This window comes from Geobacillus stearothermophilus ATCC 12980 (genome assembly GCF_030369615.1).
GTDB lineage: Bacteria > Bacillota > Bacilli > Bacillales > Anoxybacillaceae > Geobacillus > Geobacillus stearothermophilus.
The window spans coordinates 1,557,807-1,576,973 of the sequence record NZ_CP128494.1; the positions used below are offsets into that span (position 1 = coordinate 1,557,807).

At 52.8% G+C, this 19,167-nt stretch carries 13 protein-coding genes and 5 pseudogenes; 6 read left to right on the forward strand and 12 right to left on the reverse strand.

Features of this window, described 5'->3' with window-relative positions; translation table 11 throughout:
* Positions 1-37: 37 nt before the first annotated feature.
* On the reverse strand, positions 38-1,195 hold the full coding sequence (locus QSJ10_RS08355) for a CapA family protein (RefSeq protein ID WP_033017108.1): 1,158 nt from the start codon (positions 1,193-1,195) through the stop codon (positions 38-40).
* 241 nt (positions 1,196-1,436) lie between these two features.
* On the opposite strand from QSJ10_RS08355, the gene QSJ10_RS08360 reads away from it, so the two are divergent.
* The 3 genes from QSJ10_RS08360 (at position 1,437) to QSJ10_RS08370 (ending at position 2,629) form a co-directional block, all read left to right on the forward strand.
* The gene (locus QSJ10_RS08360; RefSeq protein ID WP_049625766.1) at positions 1,437-1,907 is read left to right on the forward strand and encodes a hypothetical protein; all 471 of its coding nucleotides are present in this window, start codon (positions 1,437-1,439) and stop codon (positions 1,905-1,907) included.
* Between the two features lie 73 nt (positions 1,908-1,980).
* Positions 1,981-2,373, forward strand: a complete 393-nt coding sequence (locus tag QSJ10_RS08365) for a helix-turn-helix domain-containing protein (RefSeq protein WP_049625765.1) — start codon at positions 1,981-1,983, stop codon at positions 2,371-2,373.
* Positions 2,363-2,629, forward strand: coding sequence for a transposase (locus QSJ10_RS08370; RefSeq protein WP_230581423.1), 267 nt, complete (start codon positions 2,363-2,365; stop codon positions 2,627-2,629). The genes QSJ10_RS08365 and QSJ10_RS08370 overlap by 11 nt, the downstream gene beginning before the upstream one ends.
* A 101-nt stretch (positions 2,630-2,730) precedes the next feature.
* On the opposite strand, the pseudogene QSJ10_RS08375 reads toward QSJ10_RS08370, so the two are convergent.
* The 4 genes and pseudogenes from QSJ10_RS08375 to QSJ10_RS08390 form a co-directional block, all read right to left on the reverse strand.
* Positions 2,731-3,423: pseudogene (locus QSJ10_RS08375) on the reverse strand (ABC transporter ATP-binding protein); the annotation flags it as partial.
* A gap of 114 nt (positions 3,424-3,537) precedes the next feature.
* Complete coding sequence (gene istB, locus QSJ10_RS08380; protein ID WP_047817696.1) at positions 3,538-4,293, reverse strand: IS21-like element IS5376 family helper ATPase IstB; 756 nt, start codon at positions 4,291-4,293, stop codon at positions 3,538-3,540.
* Positions 4,290-5,492, reverse strand: a complete 1,203-nt coding sequence (gene istA / locus QSJ10_RS08385) for an IS21-like element IS5376 family transposase (RefSeq protein WP_053532453.1) — start codon at positions 5,490-5,492, stop codon at positions 4,290-4,292. Before istA ends, istB begins: the two co-directional genes overlap by 4 nt.
* Before the next feature lie 239 nt (positions 5,493-5,731).
* Positions 5,732-7,222 carry a peptide MFS transporter gene (locus QSJ10_RS08390; protein WP_053532254.1) on the reverse strand — a complete coding sequence of 497 codons (1,491 nt, stop codon included), beginning with the start codon at positions 7,220-7,222 and terminating at the stop codon, positions 5,732-5,734.
* A gap of 451 nt (positions 7,223-7,673) precedes the next feature.
* On the opposite strand from QSJ10_RS08390, the gene QSJ10_RS08395 reads away from it, so the two are divergent.
* Positions 7,674-7,883 (forward strand): hypothetical protein, encoded by a 210-nt coding sequence (locus QSJ10_RS08395; RefSeq protein ID WP_047818497.1) that lies wholly within the window; start codon positions 7,674-7,676, stop codon positions 7,881-7,883.
* A 391-nt stretch (positions 7,884-8,274) separates the two neighbouring features.
* Here the strand turns inward: QSJ10_RS08395 and ilvD are convergent, their stop codons facing one another.
* The gene (ilvD, locus tag QSJ10_RS08400) at positions 8,275-9,954 is read right to left on the reverse strand and encodes a dihydroxy-acid dehydratase (protein WP_049624951.1); all 1,680 of its coding nucleotides are present in this window, start codon (positions 9,952-9,954) and stop codon (positions 8,275-8,277) included.
* A 504-nt stretch (positions 9,955-10,458) separates the two neighbouring features.
* Here ilvD and proB point away from each other — a divergent pair.
* Positions 10,459-11,583 (forward strand): glutamate 5-kinase, encoded by a 1,125-nt coding sequence (gene proB / locus QSJ10_RS08405; RefSeq protein ID WP_033017091.1) that lies wholly within the window; start codon positions 10,459-10,461, stop codon positions 11,581-11,583.
* Entirely contained in the window at positions 11,580-12,824 is a 1,245-nt protein-coding gene (locus QSJ10_RS08410; protein ID WP_033017089.1) for a glutamate-5-semialdehyde dehydrogenase, read from the forward strand. Before proB ends, QSJ10_RS08410 begins: the two co-directional genes overlap by 4 nt.
* Before the next feature lie 91 nt (positions 12,825-12,915).
* Here the strand turns inward: QSJ10_RS08410 and QSJ10_RS08415 are convergent, their stop codons facing one another.
* The 6 genes and pseudogenes from QSJ10_RS08415 to QSJ10_RS08440 form a co-directional block, all read right to left on the reverse strand.
* Positions 12,916-13,320, reverse strand: coding sequence for a GtrA family protein (locus tag QSJ10_RS08415; RefSeq protein ID WP_080997625.1), 405 nt, complete (start codon positions 13,318-13,320; stop codon positions 12,916-12,918).
* Positions 13,292-13,786 (reverse strand): annotated as a pseudogene (locus QSJ10_RS08420) (glycosyltransferase); the annotation flags it as partial. The gene QSJ10_RS08415 and the pseudogene QSJ10_RS08420, both read right to left, overlap by 29 nt.
* Positions 13,779-13,957 (reverse strand): annotated as a pseudogene (locus QSJ10_RS08425) (glycosyltransferase family 39 protein); the annotation flags it as partial. The pseudogenes QSJ10_RS08425 and QSJ10_RS08420, both read right to left, overlap by 8 nt.
* 100 nt (positions 13,958-14,057) lie before the next feature.
* A pseudogene (locus QSJ10_RS08430) lies at positions 14,058-17,311 on the reverse strand (hypothetical protein).
* Positions 17,312-17,521: 210 nt separating this feature from the next.
* Entirely contained in the window at positions 17,522-18,088 is a 567-nt protein-coding gene (locus QSJ10_RS08435; RefSeq protein ID WP_053532257.1) for a shikimate kinase, read from the reverse strand.
* 6 nt (positions 18,089-18,094) lie between these two features.
* Positions 18,095-19,132 (reverse strand): annotated as a pseudogene (locus tag QSJ10_RS08440) (LacI family DNA-binding transcriptional regulator).
* Between the last annotated feature and the right edge of the window lie 35 nt (positions 19,133-19,167).

Sequence of the window (19,167 nt, forward strand, 5' to 3'; positions counted from 1 at the left end):
AAAAGGTGTCCCGCCCTTTCGAGACACCCTCCCTTTTTCATTTGACCTCGTACGCGGTCCAAGTCGGCTTTTTGATTTTAGCCGACAGCGAAACAATTTTCCGTTTCACTCGGGCTGCTTCCCCTCCCGCTAACGGCATCGGCTGGTAGTTGTTCCTTGTCGTCACCGATGAAATGCGAAACGGGATGACGCGGATTTCTTTTTTGGCTGTCCGCTTGCCGTTTTGAAAAGAAAACACCTGCTGGAAAACAAACGTATCTTTGTCGCTCGGGTTTTTGTTTCCACCAAACATAAAATTCCCTAAACTGTAGACAATAAATTTGCCTTTGTACTCCTCGATCCCTTGCACGACGTGCGGGTGATGGCCGACGACCAAATCGGCGCCGCTGTCAATCGCAAAGCGGCCGAGCACCTTTTGCGTGCTGTTTGGCACATAGCTTCGTTCCACTCCCCAGTGGAAATGGACTAGAATGATGTCGGCTCCTTGTTTCCGAAGCGTGCGAATATCGTTGGCGATTTGCTTGCGCAACGTGCTGGTATTGCTCCAACCTTCATAGCCGAGCGCCCCGACTTGAATGCCTTTGACCGTTTTCATGAGCCGAAGCGTACGGCCGAAATAACCGATCTTTTCTTTTTTTAGACTGGCGATCGTATCGTTATATCCTTTTTGCAAATAATCGTATGTATGATTATTGGCCAAATTCACCGCCTCAATGCCGCCATAAGTTAAGATTTTCGCATAACTCGGGTGGCCGCGGAAACGAAATGTCTTGCTTGCCTTGCGCGTCGAGGTCGTCAGCGTCGTTTCCAAATTGACGGTCGTAAAATCGTCCTTTTTGAAGATCGGCTCAATGTATTTCGTAAAATAGCGCAAGCCGTGCTTCTTCGCTTCTTCATCAAACGAATACGCATAGCCATAATTTTCATCGCGCCCGAGCGTCACATCGCCCGCCGCGCTGATGGTGATGCGCACTTCGTTCGGGTTCGGCGCCGCTTGTTTGGCAGAGGCTGACGCTATCACCATCTTATCGATCGGACTCGGCAGCGGTGGATGCTCGATGGTTTGCCCCGCCAGTTCGTTTGGCGCTGCCAGCACTTCCTCGATGCCGCGATCAGCCGCATTGCTGCAGGAAAATAAAAAGACGGACGCCATACACAGAAGCGCCGCGTTTTTCCCCTTCGTCCATCCGTTCATGCTCCCTCTCCCATCCATCTATTTTCTTCAAACTACCACAACTTCTGCTAATGACGTATTCAACACACCTCCTCTTTATCCCTTTTCTTTTCCTCAATTTAGGAGTGATGACCTAGCCAAGCCATGATATAATGAGCTTGTAGGCGTTTCCTCTCCTATTTCCACATCTTGGACTCCTCACGTTTCATGGTCGAAACGCCCCAAGTGAATCCCATCTTTAATAATGTAAGGAGGTTTCTTCATGGAAGAGCTGTTGCGGCAGTTAACGACGCTTGTTCAAGGACTTGTCGATGACATGTCCGTCCTGAAGCAAGACATGCAAACGGTGAAGCAAAAATTGGGCCAACTTGAACAACGAATGGACAAACTGGAACAGCGGATGGACAAGCAGGAAGAAGAGTTGCGCAGGCTGAAAGAGCAGATGAAAGAAAACACGGACATGATCAAAGCGATCCGCGACAATCAACTCGAACAGCGCAGCATTCAAGACGGCATGCGCCATGAAATCGCCAACCTCCGCGGAGAAATGGCCGGCATTCGCGAGCAGATGGCAACAAAAGACGATCTTTCCCGCCTTCGCGAGCAAATGGCGACAAAAGAAGACATCTCCCTCATTCATCAGCGGCTTGATTATCAACTTGGCCGCATCGCGAAAGTGGAGGAGGAGATGTATTTGCTGAAGAAAGTATATACATGCTCATTGAAAAGTTAACCTTCGCATAAGCGGTGCCCACTCCGGTTATACTGCTCCTAAGGAAAAGCATGGGAAAGGAGCGGAATTCTGCATGAAACGTCTCAACATCACCGACAACCATGGATGGACGCCCTGGAAACTCCGCAAGCAGGAACGGAAGATCAAAAACGCCCATCTCCGCCAACGTGTGATGGCCGTCCGCCTGGTCATGGAAGGCTATTTGGGCAAAGACGTGGCCTCCATGGTCAACGTGTGCCGCCAAACCGTTTCCCATTATGTGTCGCTGTTTAACGAAGGGGGCCTGGAACTCCTGCTTCATCGGGATTTTGCCCCTGGGCGAGAGCCGTTTCTCACCGAAGAACAGCAGGAAGAGATCAAACACCTTGTGTTGACCACGACACCCGCGGAGCTGGGCTGGGACATCGCTTCGGCGGATTCTCAAAGAGCGTTACCCGGATCGTCTCATCGTCTTGGTGCTGGATAACGCCCGAATTCATCATGCCAAAATGGTGAGAGAGTTTTTGCGGGAAGAAGGACGGAGTTTTCACTTCATTTACCTTCCTCCGTATTCTCCGCAACTGAACCCGATCGAACGCTTGTGGAAATGGCTGAAAGACACTGTCATTGCCAATGTGTTTCACAAAGATCAAAACGATATCGCCCAAGCCATTGCCCGGTTTGTGGACTACATCCATGAACGCCCGAAGGAAGTGCTACAACGCCTAGGGTGTGCAGTGTAATCCAGAAGTTAACTTTTCAAGGTGCATCTATATAGTTTAGATTAGCTTACCCAAGTTTAGGGACATCTACGACATCGAATATTATTCGTATCAGGTCAAGGGACAAACGTGTTATCTGGGCTATTGTATACATCAAGCGGACTGCCGATTTGTTGCGGACGGCCGTCATGCAAAATCATCATCCGGTCAGCCATGGTCATCGCTTCCGTCTGATCGTGCGTGACATAAATCACAGTCATGCCGAGCTGACGTTGCAAACGTCGAAGCTCGCTCCTCATTTTCGCACGCAGCTTGACATCTAAATTGGAGAGCGGTTCATCCATCAAACAAAGCGGAGTCTGCGCGACAATCGCTCGCCCTAAGGCAACGCGTTGACGCTGCCCCCCTGACAATTCCCGCGGCTTCCTATGCAGCACATCGGTCAATCCAAGCAATTCCGCCGCTTCCATGCAATGTTTCACTTGTTCTTCTTTCGGCACCTTTTGCGCCTGCAAGACAATCCGCATATTTTGCTCCACCGTCAAATGGGGATATAGCGCATAATTTTGAAAGACCATCGATAACCGGCGGGCGTGAGGGGGCCAATCATTCGCCACCTGCCCATCGATCAGCACATATCCTGATGTCAGCGGCTCAAGGCCAGCGATCAGCCGCAAAATCGTGCTTTTGCCGCATCCCGATGGGCCAACAAGAACAAAAAACTCCCCTGATTCAATCGCGACATTCACATTCTCGACCGCGCTCTTTTTGCCTCCATACGATTTCGTCACCTCGACCAGCTCAAGAAACGCCATCCGCTTTTCTCCCCTTTCCTCTTTTTATATTCCATCGTAATCCATTTTTGTAAATGTCAAGGCCGATTATTTTTTCCCCAAAATCGCCGGTTTAAAATTCCCCAGAAGGACCTTTCATTGATCCTTCTGTTTTTCTTCTTGGAGCCTCTTTTCCCGTAATCGATAGCTTTCCCCCTTTAGGTTGAAAATGATGGAATGATGCAGTAATCGATCTAACATCGCTGTCGCCAAAACCGAGTCTCCCACGATTTCTCCCCATTCCCCAAAGCTTTTGTTGGAGGTGAGGATAATCGGGGCATGCTCGTACCGCCGGGCGATCACTTGAAATAAGTAATGAGCGCTGTTCGGGTCCAGTTTTAGATACCCCATTTCATCAATAATGAGAACGGTTGGCTTCACAAAGACACGAAGCTTTTTCTCCAACTTTCCTTCCTGGTCGGCTCTTCTTAACTGATTGACCAAATCGTGAGCGGTAATAAAATACGTTTTATATCCTCTTGCGATCGCCTCCATTCCAATCGAAATTGCCAGATGTGTCTTCCCAATACCCGGTGGACCGAGAAAGAGGATATTTTCTTTCCGGTCAATAAAGGACAACGTAAGCAGTTCTCGAATCCGGCGCTCATCCACCGAAGGCTGCGCGGTAAAATCAAACGTATCGATCGTCTTGCGATACGGCAGTTTGGACAGCTTGATGAGCGTTTGGATCGATCGTGCCTGTTTTTCGACGATTTCTGCCTCTAATAAGCGGAATAAAAACTCTGAATATGATATATTATGAGTAGAGGCGTATTCTGCCATGGCGGACCATCGTTCCGCCATGACAGGCAAATGGAGTCGGTGGCAATACTCGTGTATTCGTTCTTTCATGAGCTTTCCCCTCGCAGGAATGCGTCATAAACGGACAATGGACGAGTATCCACTTCCACCGAAACAGGCGAAATGGTGGCGGCCATTTCCGTTTGTTTCTTTTTTATTTTTTCGGCGAATGAAATCACTTTTTTCTGTTGGTCCACGTGAGAAATCTCCTCCCCTCGAAAGTACAATCGAATATCTCCATTTAATCGCTCCTTCACCAGAATTTCTTTGCCCGCATACTCCGCCGATAAGAGCCATTGTTCCCCTTTGTAGGAGAAACTGCCATCCCAATGCACCTTCCGATAGGAAAGATAGCTCGTATCGTAATCTTTCAACGGAAGAGGCTTGAGTGACTCCTCGGCCCAACGCTCTTGCGGAGAAATACCGGTAGTGGCGTTTGGCTTCCGATTCGCCACTTGATCGAGCCAACGATGGAGAAGGAAATTTAATTCCTCGATGCTTTCAAACGCTGTCCCCACATAGAAGTGATCCATGATATACTGAATGGCTCGTTCGACTTTTCCCTTTGTCTGGGCCCGGTAAGGCCGGCATACTTTTGGAATAAATCCATAGTAACTCGCAAATTCGGAAAATCGTTGATTCCATTTCACCACTCCTTGTTCTCGCCCGTCTGTAACGGTCTTCATATTGTCAAATAACACCTTCTTCGGAACCCCGCCAAAGTACTTGAAGCTCTGAATCAGGCATTCCATTAAGTGTTCCTGATCCTGGCTGGTCGTAAATACCGCGTATTTCATCCGCGAATAGCCTAACGTGGCCACAAATAGCGATAACTTGACTTTTTTCCCTTCGATCACGACCTCCCCAACTTCTTTCCAATCGACTTGCATTTGTTCGCCAGGAAGCGTTTCATAACGAACGGTGTATTTCTTTTTCGCCGTCTCTCGGAAAGGTTTCATATAGTCTTTTAAAATCGTCTTTCCTCCCGTATAGCCCTGTTGTCGAATTTCAAAAAACAACTTTTCGCTATTAAACACCCCATCTTCTAACATTCGTTTTTGAAGATACGGCTTAAATGGATCTAACTTGCTTTTTCTTTGTTTTCGCTTGGATTTGGAAGGAGGATTGGGGGAGTGAATATATTTTCGGACGGTTTTCCGATCGATCCCCAATTCCCTCGCAATATCGGAAATACTCATTCCCCTTTCATACATCTCTTTGATCATAAAAAATTCCCCTCTCGTAATCATGAACCATAGCTCCTCTCGTTGACACTATGGTTCTATTGTAAGTGGGGAATTTTATTCCGGCTATATTGGGGATTTTATCATCGGCTTTAACAGTAAACAACATCTGAACTTATTTTTTGATTTATGTAAATATTTTTTTGAATAAAAAAAGAAGCTCTGCCAACGCAGAGCATCCTGTCACAGATTTGTAATCTTTTGGATCATCTGTTTTCCCTGTTGATACAAACATCAGCGTGATATTAACGAACACCCTTCATGAGCCGCTGAATGCTCGGGGCGAGCAAAAACAAGATGACGCTTAACACAACCGCCGCCCCGCCGATCGTGCCGAAATAGGCCGTTTCGTTTTCGGGCGTATAGAAGCGCACAAGCTGGGCGTTGATCGCTTGCGCGGCGGCGTTCGATAAAAACCAAAGGCTCATCGTTTGCGCTGAGAAAGCGGCAGGGGCAAGTTTCGTCGTCGCCGACAGGCCGACCGGCGACAGGCAAAGCTCCCCGAGCACGGCGATGAAGTAGCTTAACACGAGCCAAATCGGATGGACAAGCCCTCCGCCGCTCAAATGCCCCGGCACGAGGATGACGATGAACGACAGGCCGGCGAACAACAAGCCGAGCGCGAATTTTTGCGGGATCGTCGGCTGCCGTTTGCCAAGCTTCACCCACATCCACGCGAACACCGGCGCTAAGAGGATGATAAACAGCGGGTTCAGCGATTGGAACCAAGCCGGTGAAAGGTGAATGCCGACGACATCCAGCTGTGTCCGCTTGTCCGCATAGTTCGCCAAAATGGTCGATCCTTGTTCTTGAATGGCCCAAAACATCGCTGAAGCGATGAACAACGGAATGTACGCGATCACGCGCGACCGCTCTTCAGCCGTCGTTTTCGGGCTGCGGTACATGACGACAAAATAGATGATCGGGATGATGATGCCTAAGATGCCGACAAGAGAAATAAACGTTTCCACAGTGAACCAGCCGTTTGGAATCAAGATGGCTAGCAGCACGGCAATCACGACCGCCCCTACGGCCATGATGGAAGCCGCTTTTTTCTTTTCCGCTGGCGTCAATGGATTCGGCACATACGTCCCGGCCAACCCGAGGTTTTTCTTTCTTGTCGCGATGAAGACAATCAATCCGAGAAACATCCCGACGGCCGCAAGTCCGAAGCCGAGGTGGAAGTTATACTTCATCCCCGCGGTACCGACAACAAGCGGAGCCAAAAAGGCGCCAAGGTTAATCCCCATGTAAAAAATGCTGAATCCGGCGTCGCGGCGGTCATCGCCAGGCTTGTACATATCGCCGACAATGCTCGAAACGTTCGGTTTTAACAACCCAGTTCCCAAGACAATGAGCGCCATGGACACAAACAGCGCCGCCACCCCGCCTGGAATCGCCAAGGCGATATGACCGGCCATAATGAGAAGGCCGCCGTAAAAGACCGCGCGCGACGTGCCAAACACCCGGTCAGCAAGCCAACCGCCAATGATTCCGGACATGTACACCAGCGCCCCATAAATCGACATAATCGCGAGCGCCAGATGCTCATCAAGCCCGAGCCCGCCTTTCGATACTTCATAATACATGTAATACACTAAAATGGCGCGCATGCCGTAATACGAAAAGCGTTCCCAAAATTCCGTGAAAAAGAGCGTAAACAACCCTTTCGGATGGCCGAAAAAGCCGCGCTGGGGAACGCTAGCAGCGATTTGTTGCTTGTCAATGGATGACATAACCACTACTTACCTCCTTTAAATTCTTTTAATATAATAATTCATTATGTTTATATTGTCAAAAAAATTTTGCATGATTCATAATTTCACATTATAATAAAGAAACATCAAGAAAAAATAATATTATTCAAATAAAAAATACATCTTTTCATCGTACAGAAAAAACCTTTTCCGCGTCTTGTTGATTCATGTATAATCAATGACAGGGAATCGTCGCTTCCGCAACAGCACCATTTCCTCTCTTCCATTTCACCTGCATCTTTGCGCCCACCGCAAATTCCTTATCTTCATTGCCAATGCAGAACGGATGTTGCCAATGAGCGAACCGTGGCGTCTTGTTTTGGACAAGATTGGGTCATACAGCAAGAAATGTCAGAGATGAGAAACAATCTGGCGACCAAGCAGGAGCTCGAGGACATCAAAACCAATGCGGCGACAAAAGCAGAGCTGAATGAAGTCAAAGCTGAAATGGCAAAAAGGAGTTGCCGCTGTTCATCAAGCCATTCAGGAAATCGATGTGATCGTCAAACGGCTTGAACAAAATCAAGAGCAACAAATGCAGCTATGGCTGCGCCAAGAACGGATCATCGATATGTTATGCCGCCGATCGATTGAACACGAAGCGGCAATTGCAGATTTGCGCCTTGCCATCAAAGGATGACGACCGCCTCATTGCCGCTTTTGCTCGCCCCGTAAGGCATTGGTACATGAATGGATGGTTCTTGGCAGCGGAAAAGATATCGTGCATTGTGTGAGTAAAATATTTGTGGGTGACATTCCGAAATGATCCCCGACGAGGGTTGCGAACTTTTGTTCGCGACGCTCGTCGGGGCCACCAAGCGAAGCGCGGTAGAATAAGCAAATGTCGTGAAAAAAGGACTCTCTCCCTGCTAGGATGGTGATTGTCAACATCAACCGAAAACAGGAGGGAGGCGATGGACGCTCCTTTCCAAAATAAATGAAAGAGGCGGAAAAACCGCCTCTTTTGATTCTGATCGTCTAATGGCGTCCCTCGAGCGCTTAGAAGGGGACAACGCTCTTACAGAAATCCGCTAAATCCTCATAATCCCCCCCGTGCTCGCCGAGGTGACGTGTTTCGAGTAGCGGGCGAGATAGCCGGTTTTCACTTTTGGTTCAAAGCCTTTCCAGTTCGCTTTCCGGCGTTCGAGCTCTTCATCGGACAGCTTGACGTTGATCGTTCGTTTCACCGTATCGATCTCGATGATATCGCCGTCTTGGATGAACGCGATCGGTCCGCCTTCGGCCGCTTCCGGTGAAACGTGGCCGACGGATAGGCCGCGCGAGGCGCCGGAGAAGCGGCCGTCAGTGACAAGCGCCACTTTGGTGCCGAGCCCCATGCCGACGATTTGCGACGTCGGCGCCAGCATTTCCGGCATCCCTGGGCCGCCTTTTGGCCCTTCGTAGCGGATGACGACAACATGTCCCGGCTTGATTTTCCCGCTGGCAATGCCCTCGAGCGCTTCCTCTTGGGAGTCGAAGACGATCGCGGGCCCTTCATGGCGAGTGATGCCGCCTTGCACCGCCCCGGTTTTAATGACGGCGCCGTCCGGCGCCAGGTTGCCAAACAAAATGGCGAGCCCTCCCGTTTCCGAATACGGGTTGTCAATCGGCCGGATGACGTCATAGTTTTTCACTTCGCAGCCGGCGATGTTTTCCCCGAGCGTTTTGCCCGTGACGGTGAGCGTATCTAAATGAAGCGTACCTTCTTTTTTCGCCAGCTCGTTCAACACGGCCGAAACGCCGCCCGCTTCATGCAAGTCTTCGATGTAATGGATGTCCGACGCCGGGGCGAGTTTGGCCAAATGCGGCACGCGCGCCGCCACTTCGTTGATGCGCTCAAGCGAGTACTCGATGCCGGCTTCGTTGGCGATCGCCAGCGTATGCAGCACCGTATTCGTCGAGCCGCCAAGTGCCATGTCGAGGGCAAACGCATTGTCGATCGCTTTTTCGGTGACGATGTCGCGCGGTTTGATGTCATGCTCGATCAAATACATGAGCTGTTTCGCCGACTGGCGGACAAGTTCTTTGCGCGCTGGGTCGACCGCCAAAATCGTGCCGTTGCCCGGCAGTGCAAGCCCGAGCGCTTCAGCGAGACAGTTCATCGAGTTGGCCGTAAACATGCCCGAGCACGATCCGCACGTCGGACAGCCGTACCGTTCGAGTTCTTCAAGCCCTTTCTCATCGAGCGTTCCCCCTAAATACGCCCCGACGCCTTCAAATACAGATGACAGTGAAATTTTCCGCCCATCCTTCGTCACGCCGGCTTTCATCGGTCCCCCGCTGACGAAAATCGTCGGAATGTTAAGACGCATCGCCGCCATCATCATTCCCGGCGTAATTTTGTCGCAGTTCGGAATGCACACCATGCCGTCAAACCAATGCGCCGAGATAACCGTTTCGATCGAATCGGCGATGATTTCCCGGCTCGGCAGCGAATAGCGCATCCCGATATGGCCCATCGCAATACCGTCGTCAACGCCGATCGTGTTCATTTCAAACGGCACGCCGCCCGCTTCGCGAATCGCTTCTTTCACGATTCTCCCAAACTCTTGCAAGTGAACGTGCCCCGGAATAATGTCGATGTATGAATTCACCACCGCAATAAACGGTTTATCAAAGTCTTCTTCTTTTACGCCCGCCGCTCGCAATAGGCTTCGGTGCGGAGCACGGTCAAATCCTTTTTTGATCATGTCGCTGCGCCGTTTTTTCATCATCGGTCCCTCCATCATGCGGTTTGATTGATTGCTAGTATTGTACCACTTTTTCTAATAGAAAGACAATTACCTTTATTATGAATGCGATTTCAAAATCCACTTCGAAAAAACAAGTCAGAAAAATCAGCCTTTCCTCTTGACAACCGGAGCATTTGGCGTCATAATTTCTTACAAATTGCACTCCTTGACAAGAAAACAACAGGAACGGCACGGGACTAGTAAACCGAGGGAACGCGCCAGAGAGTGGAACCCATAGGCTGGAAGGTTCCTCGCGGGAAGCCGGTTGAACCTGCCCTAGACGGCCGCTTATGCAAACATAAGCCGCACGCCTGCGTTACAGGCTCGAGGGGGCGCTTTAGGCGCCAAAAAAGGTGGTACCGCGGAACGCTTTTCCGTCCTTTTGCGAAAGGAGGAAAAGCGTTTTTTATTGGCCGGCCGCTTCGCAGGACGGCTAGGCAATCCAACTCATGCCATTCAACACGCAAAGGAGGGAGGAACGCGATGAAACGGCAGCGCGTAGTGGTCAAAATCGGCAGCAGCTCGCTCACCGATCCGAAAGGTGGCCTTTGCCGCGACAAGCTGCACGGCCATGTTGAAGCCATCGCCTATCTGAAACAGCTCGGCCATGACGTCATTCTCATCACGTCCGGCGCTGTCGCCGCCGGGTTCGGGCCGCTCGGCTACCCGGCGCGGCCGACGACGATCTCCGGCAAACAGGCCGCGGCTGCCGTCGGGCAAAGCTTGCTCATGCAGGCGTACAGCTCGGCGTTCGCCCAATTCGGCTTTACGGCCGCTCAGCTGTTGTTGACGCGCAGCGACTTTTACAGCCGCGAACGGTTTCGCAACTTGTTCGCCACGATGACGACGCTGCTCGAACACGGGGCGATCCCGATCATCAATGAAAACGACTCCGTTTCCGTTGAAGAATTGACGTTTGGCGACAACGATATGCTGTCGGCGCTTGTCGCCGGCTTTTTGCACGCCGATGCGCTCATGTTGCTTACCGACATTAACGGGCTGTATGACGCCAACCCGAAAACGAATCCACAAGCGAAAAAATACACCTTTTTGCCGCACATTACCGACGAAATGATCGAAGCGGCCGGCGGCAGCGGCTCGGCAGTCGGCACCGGCGGCATGCGCTCAAAGCTTCTCGCCGCTCAAAAAGCGTTGTCCTTCGGCGTCAGCGTCTTTATTGGCACCGGGCGAGGCAAAGAAGCACTCGCCGATATTTTAGCCGGAAAAGGTGATGGGACGTACATCGGCGCCCCATTTCCGAAGCAAATGCAAATGCACAAGCAATGGATCGCGTATCACGCGCCTGTCGCCGGCACGATCACCGTCGACAGCGGCGCGGAGGAAGCGCTCCTTGCGCGCGGCAAAAGTTTGCTTCCCGCCGGCGTCACGGCCGTTTCCGGCGACTTTCATGCGATGGATGTCGTCGATGTTGTCAATGAGAAAGGGATCACGATCGGCCGCGGCCAAGTGTATTATGCCGCCGCCGATTTAGAAAAAGTAAAAGGACTTCCGAGTGAGGAAGCGCGGCAATACTCTTACCTTCACCGCCCGGAAGTCATCCACCGCGACAATTGGGTCACGTTGCGAAAGGAGAGTGTATCGAAATGAGCGAACTGCTCGAAAAAGCCGAACGGTTGAAAACGGCGTCACAAACGTTAGCCATGCTGTCTACGAAAGAAAAAAACGCAGCATTGGAACAGATCGCCAAAGCCATCGACCGCGAACGCGCCTTCATTTTGCAAGAAAACGAAAAAGATATGGCCCAAGGCCGCGAGCAAGGGCTGTCACCGGCTCTGCTCGACCGGCTGCAGCTCACCGACAAACGAATGGATCAAATCATCGACGGCGTCCGCCAAGTCGCCTCGCTGCCTGACCCGGTCGGAGAAATCATCGCAGAGTGGACGCGGCCGAACGGGCTTCGCATCCAAACGGTGCGCGTGCCGCTTGGGGTCATTGGCATGGTGTACGAAGCGCGCCCGAACGTGACGGTCGATGCGGCGAGCCTTTGCTTGAAAACGGGCAACGCGGTTTTGCTTCGCGGCAGCACATCAGCGCTTCATTCGAACAAAGCGCTCGTTCGCGTCATGAAAGAAGCGCTCCGCACGACGACCGTTCCGGAAACGGCGATTGAACTGCTCGAAGACACGAGCCGGGAAACGGCGCAGCGTATGTTCCGTCTCAACAACTACTTGGATGTGCTCATCCCGCGCGGCGGAGCCGGGCTCATCCGCTCGGTCGTCGAAAACGCCACCGTGCCGGTGCTTGAGACCGGCGTCGGCAACTGTCATATGTTCATCGACGAATCAGCCGAGCGGCAAATGGCGATCAACATCGTCCTGAACGCCAAATTGCAGCGTCCGTCCGTCTGCAACGCCATCGAAACGGTGCTCATCCATGAGCGTTGGCCATATGCCGCCGACTTGCTTGAGGCGCTGCACGCCCGCGGTGTGGAGCTGCGCGGCGACGACCGCCTCGCGTCATCGCACCCGTTCATCAAACCGGCGACGGAAGACGACTGGCATGCGGAATATTTGGCGCCGATTTTAGCGGTTAAGCTCGTTGCCGATGTCGATGAGGCGATTGCCCATATCCGCCGCTACGGGACGAAGCACTCAGAAGCGATCATCACCGAAAACGAAGCGAACGTCCGCCGCTTTTTCCAAGCGGTCGACGCGGCGGTCTTGTACCATAACGCCTCCACCCGCTTCACGGACGGCGAACAGTTCGGCTACGGAGCGGAAATCGGCATCAGCACGCAAAAGCTGCACGCCCGCGGTCCGATGGGGCTTGTCGCCATCACGACAACGAAATCGCTCGTGTACGGGACGGGGCAAATTCGGGAGTCATAACGATGGCTGCAACGAAGACGGCTTCCTTTTTCACTAAGTTTCTAAAGCATAAAACGATCCGGACCCAACGCATGGCTTCCGGATCGTTTTCTTATTTTTCCATTTCCACAAACACCCAATAGCGGCTGCCGATAAAGTTCACCGCCATCCCGGCGATTGTCGCCGCCAGTTTCGCCAGCCAGAGCGATGCAAACCGTTCCGCGGCCAGCAAAACGGCAAGCGATGCACCGAACGACAGCCCGTTGACGACAAGAAAGCGCAAAACTTCCTTTATATTGGCTTTCCGTTTGACTTGAAACGTCCAACGCCGATTCCAAATGTAGCTGTTCGCCATCCCGGCGCCGTAGGCAATGGCTTGGGCAACCGCCGCCTTAGCGCCTGCAGCAGTCAACAAAAAAAAGACGGCGAAGTCCACCGCGGTATTGCTCACCCCAACGAGGCCAAACCGCCATACGGCTTGTTTTTCTTTACGGAATATACGAAGGCTTTCGTTCATGTTTCGTTCCGACTCCCCACGTTTCATTGACAATATAGAGCGGACGCTCTTTCACTTCATCGTAAATCCGGCCGATATATTCGCCAATCGCGCCGAGCATGAGCAGTGTCACCCCGTTGCCAAGCAGCACGGCCATCAACAATGACGCCCAGCCAGCGACCGTTGAATGAGCAAACCATTTAAGATAAAGGACAACGAGCATCTCTACCACACTGGCCGCCGACAACAAGAACCCAAGCCAACTCGCCAGCTTCAGCGGCTTGTATGAAAACGAGGTGATGCCATCAAACGAAAACCGAATCATCTTTTTGAGCGGGTATTTCGTCTCGCCGGCGAAACGCGGCTCCCGCTCGTATTCAACCGCCGTCTGCCGGAAGCCGACCCAACTTACCAGCCCCCGAACAAACCGGCTTCGCTCTCTCATATAGCGTAACTGATCGCACACTTTCCGGTCAATAGCAGGAAAACACGAAGCTTGCCCAGCGCGCCGCTATCCGCCCGCCCACGGCTTGACGATCACGTACATCATCCACGTCGAGGCAACCCCCGCCAACGCTTCCGGAAGAAGCACGCTAAAATCGCTCACTCCGAACACTTTCACGCTCAACGCCTGCAGCCAAAGCGCCGCCGGCACTTTCCTGCTTGACGATCGGTTTGGCTTCTGCCTTCTGTTGTTTGAACAGGCGCCTGCTTTGATGAATGATCATGATGTCGAGAGGAGGCAAGCCCTTTTCTTTTTATTCCACTCCCTGCTGCTTTGCGATGTCCACGCGTGAAAACGCCTCTTTCATCACCTCATACGACTGCTTCAGCCGCTCATGATAGCGCGGCGCCTCCCACACCGGCCACGTGTACTCATAAAATCGCGCGGCCGGCAGCACATTCCCGTTCATCGCCGGGAAAGAAAACGAATCGTCTCCATCCTCAACGTACAAACCAAGACGAATGCCTTCAACGATGACACGGCTTTTGAGCCCGCCTTTCGACCACATGTCGCCCATCACCTCGCGCCGGCTCGGATCGGTCACGTTCAAAAGCGCCCATGGCAGGCGGATTTCGTACATATCGCCATCGCGGCTGACGCTGATATCCGTGAGTGAATCGTATGCCTCATCGTCGGGTTGGCCGTGCCAAACCGCAACACCCCTGTTTCATATGAGTCGAACGGCACAGCCTTGCCGCGGACTTCCTCCAATTTTTTGTTCAACGTCAGGCGAATCGGGTGGTAGACACCGTTATCTTTGCGATTGGCGTACGGGGCCGCCGGCATCATATGCAGCTCTTTTCCGTAATGGAAGTAAAACGTGTCATAGTAGCTGTCGACAAGCAGCCGGGCGCTCTGTTCTCCATGAATGACCAAGGCAAAGTCAATTCCCGCTGTCCGGACGCCAGACAGGCCGGGCAGGAGCGATTGCCCTTGGTTCGGAATCGTGTCAAACGCCATGTAGACCGTCGTCCGATCGGTGATGCGTCCGCTGTCAAGCCGCACATACAAATACCCTTCATCGCTTGTGACGTACAGCGCCCGCTTGCCCTCTGTCCAAGCCGGCCGGATTCCGTTGAATGTCCAATCGTCTTTTCGGCCGTCGACCTTCATCATCGCGGCTGCGCTTGGACCTGGCTCAAACCGAAGCAATCCAAATTGTTGTTCGTTCGTCTGCACGTTCAGCCAAAACGGGCGGCGGTCCCGGTTGTCATAATCCATTGTGTTCCATGTCCGCTTGAACCATTCATCCTGCCAGGAAAACAACAGCCCTCCCGCCATCCACTCATGGACGATGTCCTCAAACAACTCCCGGTCGATCGTTCCTTGTTCTTGTTCCGACAAAAACCCCTGATTTTTCCCGTATACATTTCGATGCGCCATGCCGCGCGAAGAAGGAACGCCAAATTCAGCGACCAAAATCGGCATCCGGTGCGCCGCCTTCATGTCATGCAAGTAGGCGGCATAGCTGTTCTGCTCGCCGCGTTGGTCAACATAGCTGACGTATTTTTCCTCACGATTCAAAAAGTCAGGGTAATACGGATAAATATGGTATGACGCAAACAGCCCGGCCTGCAGCTCGTCAGTGGCGTACATGACATTCGGGTTGACGGAAACAAAATCTTCTTTCACAAACGGTTCGGCCGGATGGCGGAGGAGGTCGGTCGTCACCCAATTCGTAAAACTGACCGGCCGCTGCCAGCCGTATGTTTCCGTTTCATACGCCACCGCTTCGTCGATCATACGGGCCAGCCATGCCTCAAACGGGCTGGCTCCTTTCGTGTATACGTATTTGCCGCGGTAGTCGCCCTGCTTCGGGTGTTTTTCGTTCGTCGCCGCCACAACGTCCGGATCCCACTCGACACCGAAAATCCAGCCGAGAACATACGGAGAAAGGTCGTATCGGTACATCCCGCCGGCATGCCCAGGCCGTTTTGCAATGCGGGCCTTGCCATGAACGAGGTCAATCGTACGGCGAATGTCCGTGCGAAACGCCTCACTCACCTCAGGCGCCCACACATCCTTCGTCCGCAGCATCGTCCTTTCATCGATCCAGACGCCATGGAACAAATAAAGCGGCTGCTTCGCTATTTGGTTGTACTCGTAAAGCGCCTCGTAAAACGCCGGCGGATGGATCGTATAGACGCGGATGGCATTCGCCCCCATCGCCCCGATGTACTGCAGCCAGCGGAAATATTCTTCCTTCGTAATCTTCACCTCTCCCGGAAACGCGCCGGGTTTGCTGATGCCGAGGTTGACTCCTTTGATGAGCAGCGGCTCCCATCTCCCGTTGCGGTATACTTGCAAATAGTCGCGCCCGACCGTTCCCGCCAAGCGGACGCCGCTTTGTTCCACCGTTTGAACGGCGTCCTGCAGCTTGCCATCTTCCTTATATGCCTTGATTTCCCGCAAAATCGCTTTCATCATCGGCACGTACGCCTTCCAGTAAAAGGCCGCGCCGTTGTCCGAGCGGCCGTCCTCCGTCCATTTGCGCCATACATCCAGCCCCACGGTCTGATAAACGGAAGGCAGTTCCCCTTGATCAGCGTAATCGCCGCAAAAGTAATACGACTGATACGTCTTTGTCTCATAGCGGACAACGGCCGGAAAGGAAAACGGCAGCCCGATCGCCCGCAGCTTCTCTTTCCCGCGCTCAGACAGCGACAGCGTGTACGTTGCGAGCACCATGCGCTCATCAAGCGGCTTGACGATGTCAAACCAATACGAATACGATGTGCGCATCTTGCCGCCCCAACGGGCTTCCCCCGCTTTTGTGGAGGAAAACATGACGCCACCGCCGCCAAGGTCGCGCCGATCGAGGACAAGAAGCCGATCCGACTCATCGACCAACACCATACCCGGCCCGCGGAACGAAAACGCCTTTCCGTATTGCGCTTTGTAGTTTTCTTTCACCCACACTGGCACTTCCTGGCTGTTCAAATCAGGAAAATAACGGCCGATCCAGCCGGTCCACTCAAGGCCGAACAGCTGGGCAAACGAGGCGCGCACTTCTTTTTCTGTCGGATGGGCCATCGAATTGAACTCGGCGATCAACGTTTTCCCGCCTTGGCGGGCAAACCGCCAAAGCGACTCCATCTCCTGCCGCTCAAGCCCGCCGTACACTTTCGCCCGCGCGCCGTCCGTTTGCTTGTGGACAAACTCTTCCTCATATACCCCATATGTGTCAACGATATAGACCGCATCGTACCGTGCCATCTCCTTTGGCAGCGGCCGCACCTCGTACGTTTCATCCTGTTTCGGCGCAAACCCGGCGTAATCGCGCGCAGCTTTGTATCGCTTTCCGTTGCCGTGGACGTATTTTTGCTGATTCAAGACCCAAACGAGCCCTTGATGCTCGTGATACGACCGATCGGGCACCGTTTTGTCGACAATGAGCAAATCAAGCTTTGTTTCTGGTTTCAGCCACCAAAGCCAATAGGGCGCGAACAGAACCAGCACTGCCAAGACCATATACACATAAAGCCAGCTGAACACCCGCTTCTCCATCTCCCCACTCTCTCAATCTTTCACCTATTTCCCCTATTTATAACACACGAAACGATTGTCCGGCAAGAACAGGCGGATGCGGCATTCGAAATTTCTTTTTTGGTCAACCGAAGTCCATTTCCAATCAAGTGGCGGCAACCCTTGCCAATGAGGAAATCAAAAAAGCAAGCCCCTTTGCCTAGGAGCTTGCTTGCCCGCGGCTAAATCCTCTCAACGGTTCGGCTCGTACACATCCCATGTCCATTTAATCGACTGAACAATTTGGTCCGCCGCCTGTTCAGCCTCGAGCTCATTGATAATGACGCGGGAATGATGGAGCGCATAGGCTGATTGGCGCTGGAAAAAGAGCTGCTCCACTTCTTCCAACGTTTTGTTTTTCAACACCGGCCGGCTGTCGGCAATAAGCGGCAGCCGCTCTTCCTTCCAATGCTCCCACGACAAGTCAAGGAAAAAGACGATGCCGTGGGCCAAACAGGCGCGCCGCACGTCTTCCTGCAAATACGCACCGCCGCCAAGCGAAAGGATTTTCAACCTCGTATTCGTACATAAATCAACGATCAGCTCCCGCTCAACCTGCCGAAAATACGCTTCCCCTTTTTGCGCGAACATCTCCGGAATCGACATCCCGTGCCGCCGCTCGATTTCCGCATCGACATCGATAAAGTCGCGGTATAACTTCTTTGCCACGAGCTGCCCGATCGTTGTTTTCCCCGCTCCCATAAAGCCGATCAAAATGATATTTCGCTCGCGAAGCGGGATGACCGTCTGCCTCTCCACGCTGCTTCACCTCTTTTCCTCTCTCTTCCCAGAAGACTGGCGAATGACAAGCTCTGGATGCAAAATCGTCCGTTTCGGTGCACTCGCATCCCCTTTCATGCGTTCATGCAGCTGCTTGGCCGCATAGGCGCCGATCTTCTCAGGAAACGCGGCGACAGTTGTGAGCGGCGGCTGAAACAGCGCCGATTCTTGAATATTGTCAAACCCGACGACCGCGATGTCGCGCCCTGGAACGATCCCTTCCTCTTTTAAGCCAAGCATCGCCCCAAACGCGACGACATCGTTGTAACAAAAGAGCGCTGTCGGCGGGTTCGGGTGCTGCAACAGGCGTTTGACCGCCATCCGCCCGCCTTGCCTTGTCGTCGCCGATGGCACAAGCAGCGTGTCATCCATCTCGATGCCCGCCGCACGCAACGCTTCACTGTACCCCGACCGGCGCGCTTTCCATACGGACGATTGCGGAGACCCACCGATAAAGGCGATGCGCCGATGGCCGCCTTCGAGCAAATGCTCGACCGCCATCCGCCCGCCGGCTATATTATCGATCCCAATATAATCAAACTGTCCGGCCGGAAGTTCATCACGGGCAAACAATACAACAGGAATATCCCACTGCCGCAGCCGCTCGAGCATCTCTGCCGAACATCCAGGAACCGGGCTCATGATCACACCGCCCACCCGATGCTCCAGCATCGTCGACAATAAGGCGTCTTGTTTTTCCGGCCGGTCAAACGTCGTGCCTAAAATGACCGTATATCCTTCCTGATCGAGCGCCTCATGGACGCCAACGAGCAATTCGAAAAAAAAACGGGTTGTCAAGTTCGGTGATAATAAGACCCACTGTCGACGAACGCTGCGAACGCAAATTGGCCGCCACGCGGTCATAGACGTAGCCAAGCTCTTTCATCGCTTGGAGCACTTTTTTCTCGTTTCTTTCGAAATATTCGGACTCTCACGGACGACAAGAGAGGCGGGCGCCCGCGACACGCCGGCGTGTTTGGCGACTTGTTCGAGCGTCACGCGGGAACGCTTTTTATCTGACACCGTTCGAATCACCTGCTTTACCGTCGCTTTCACCT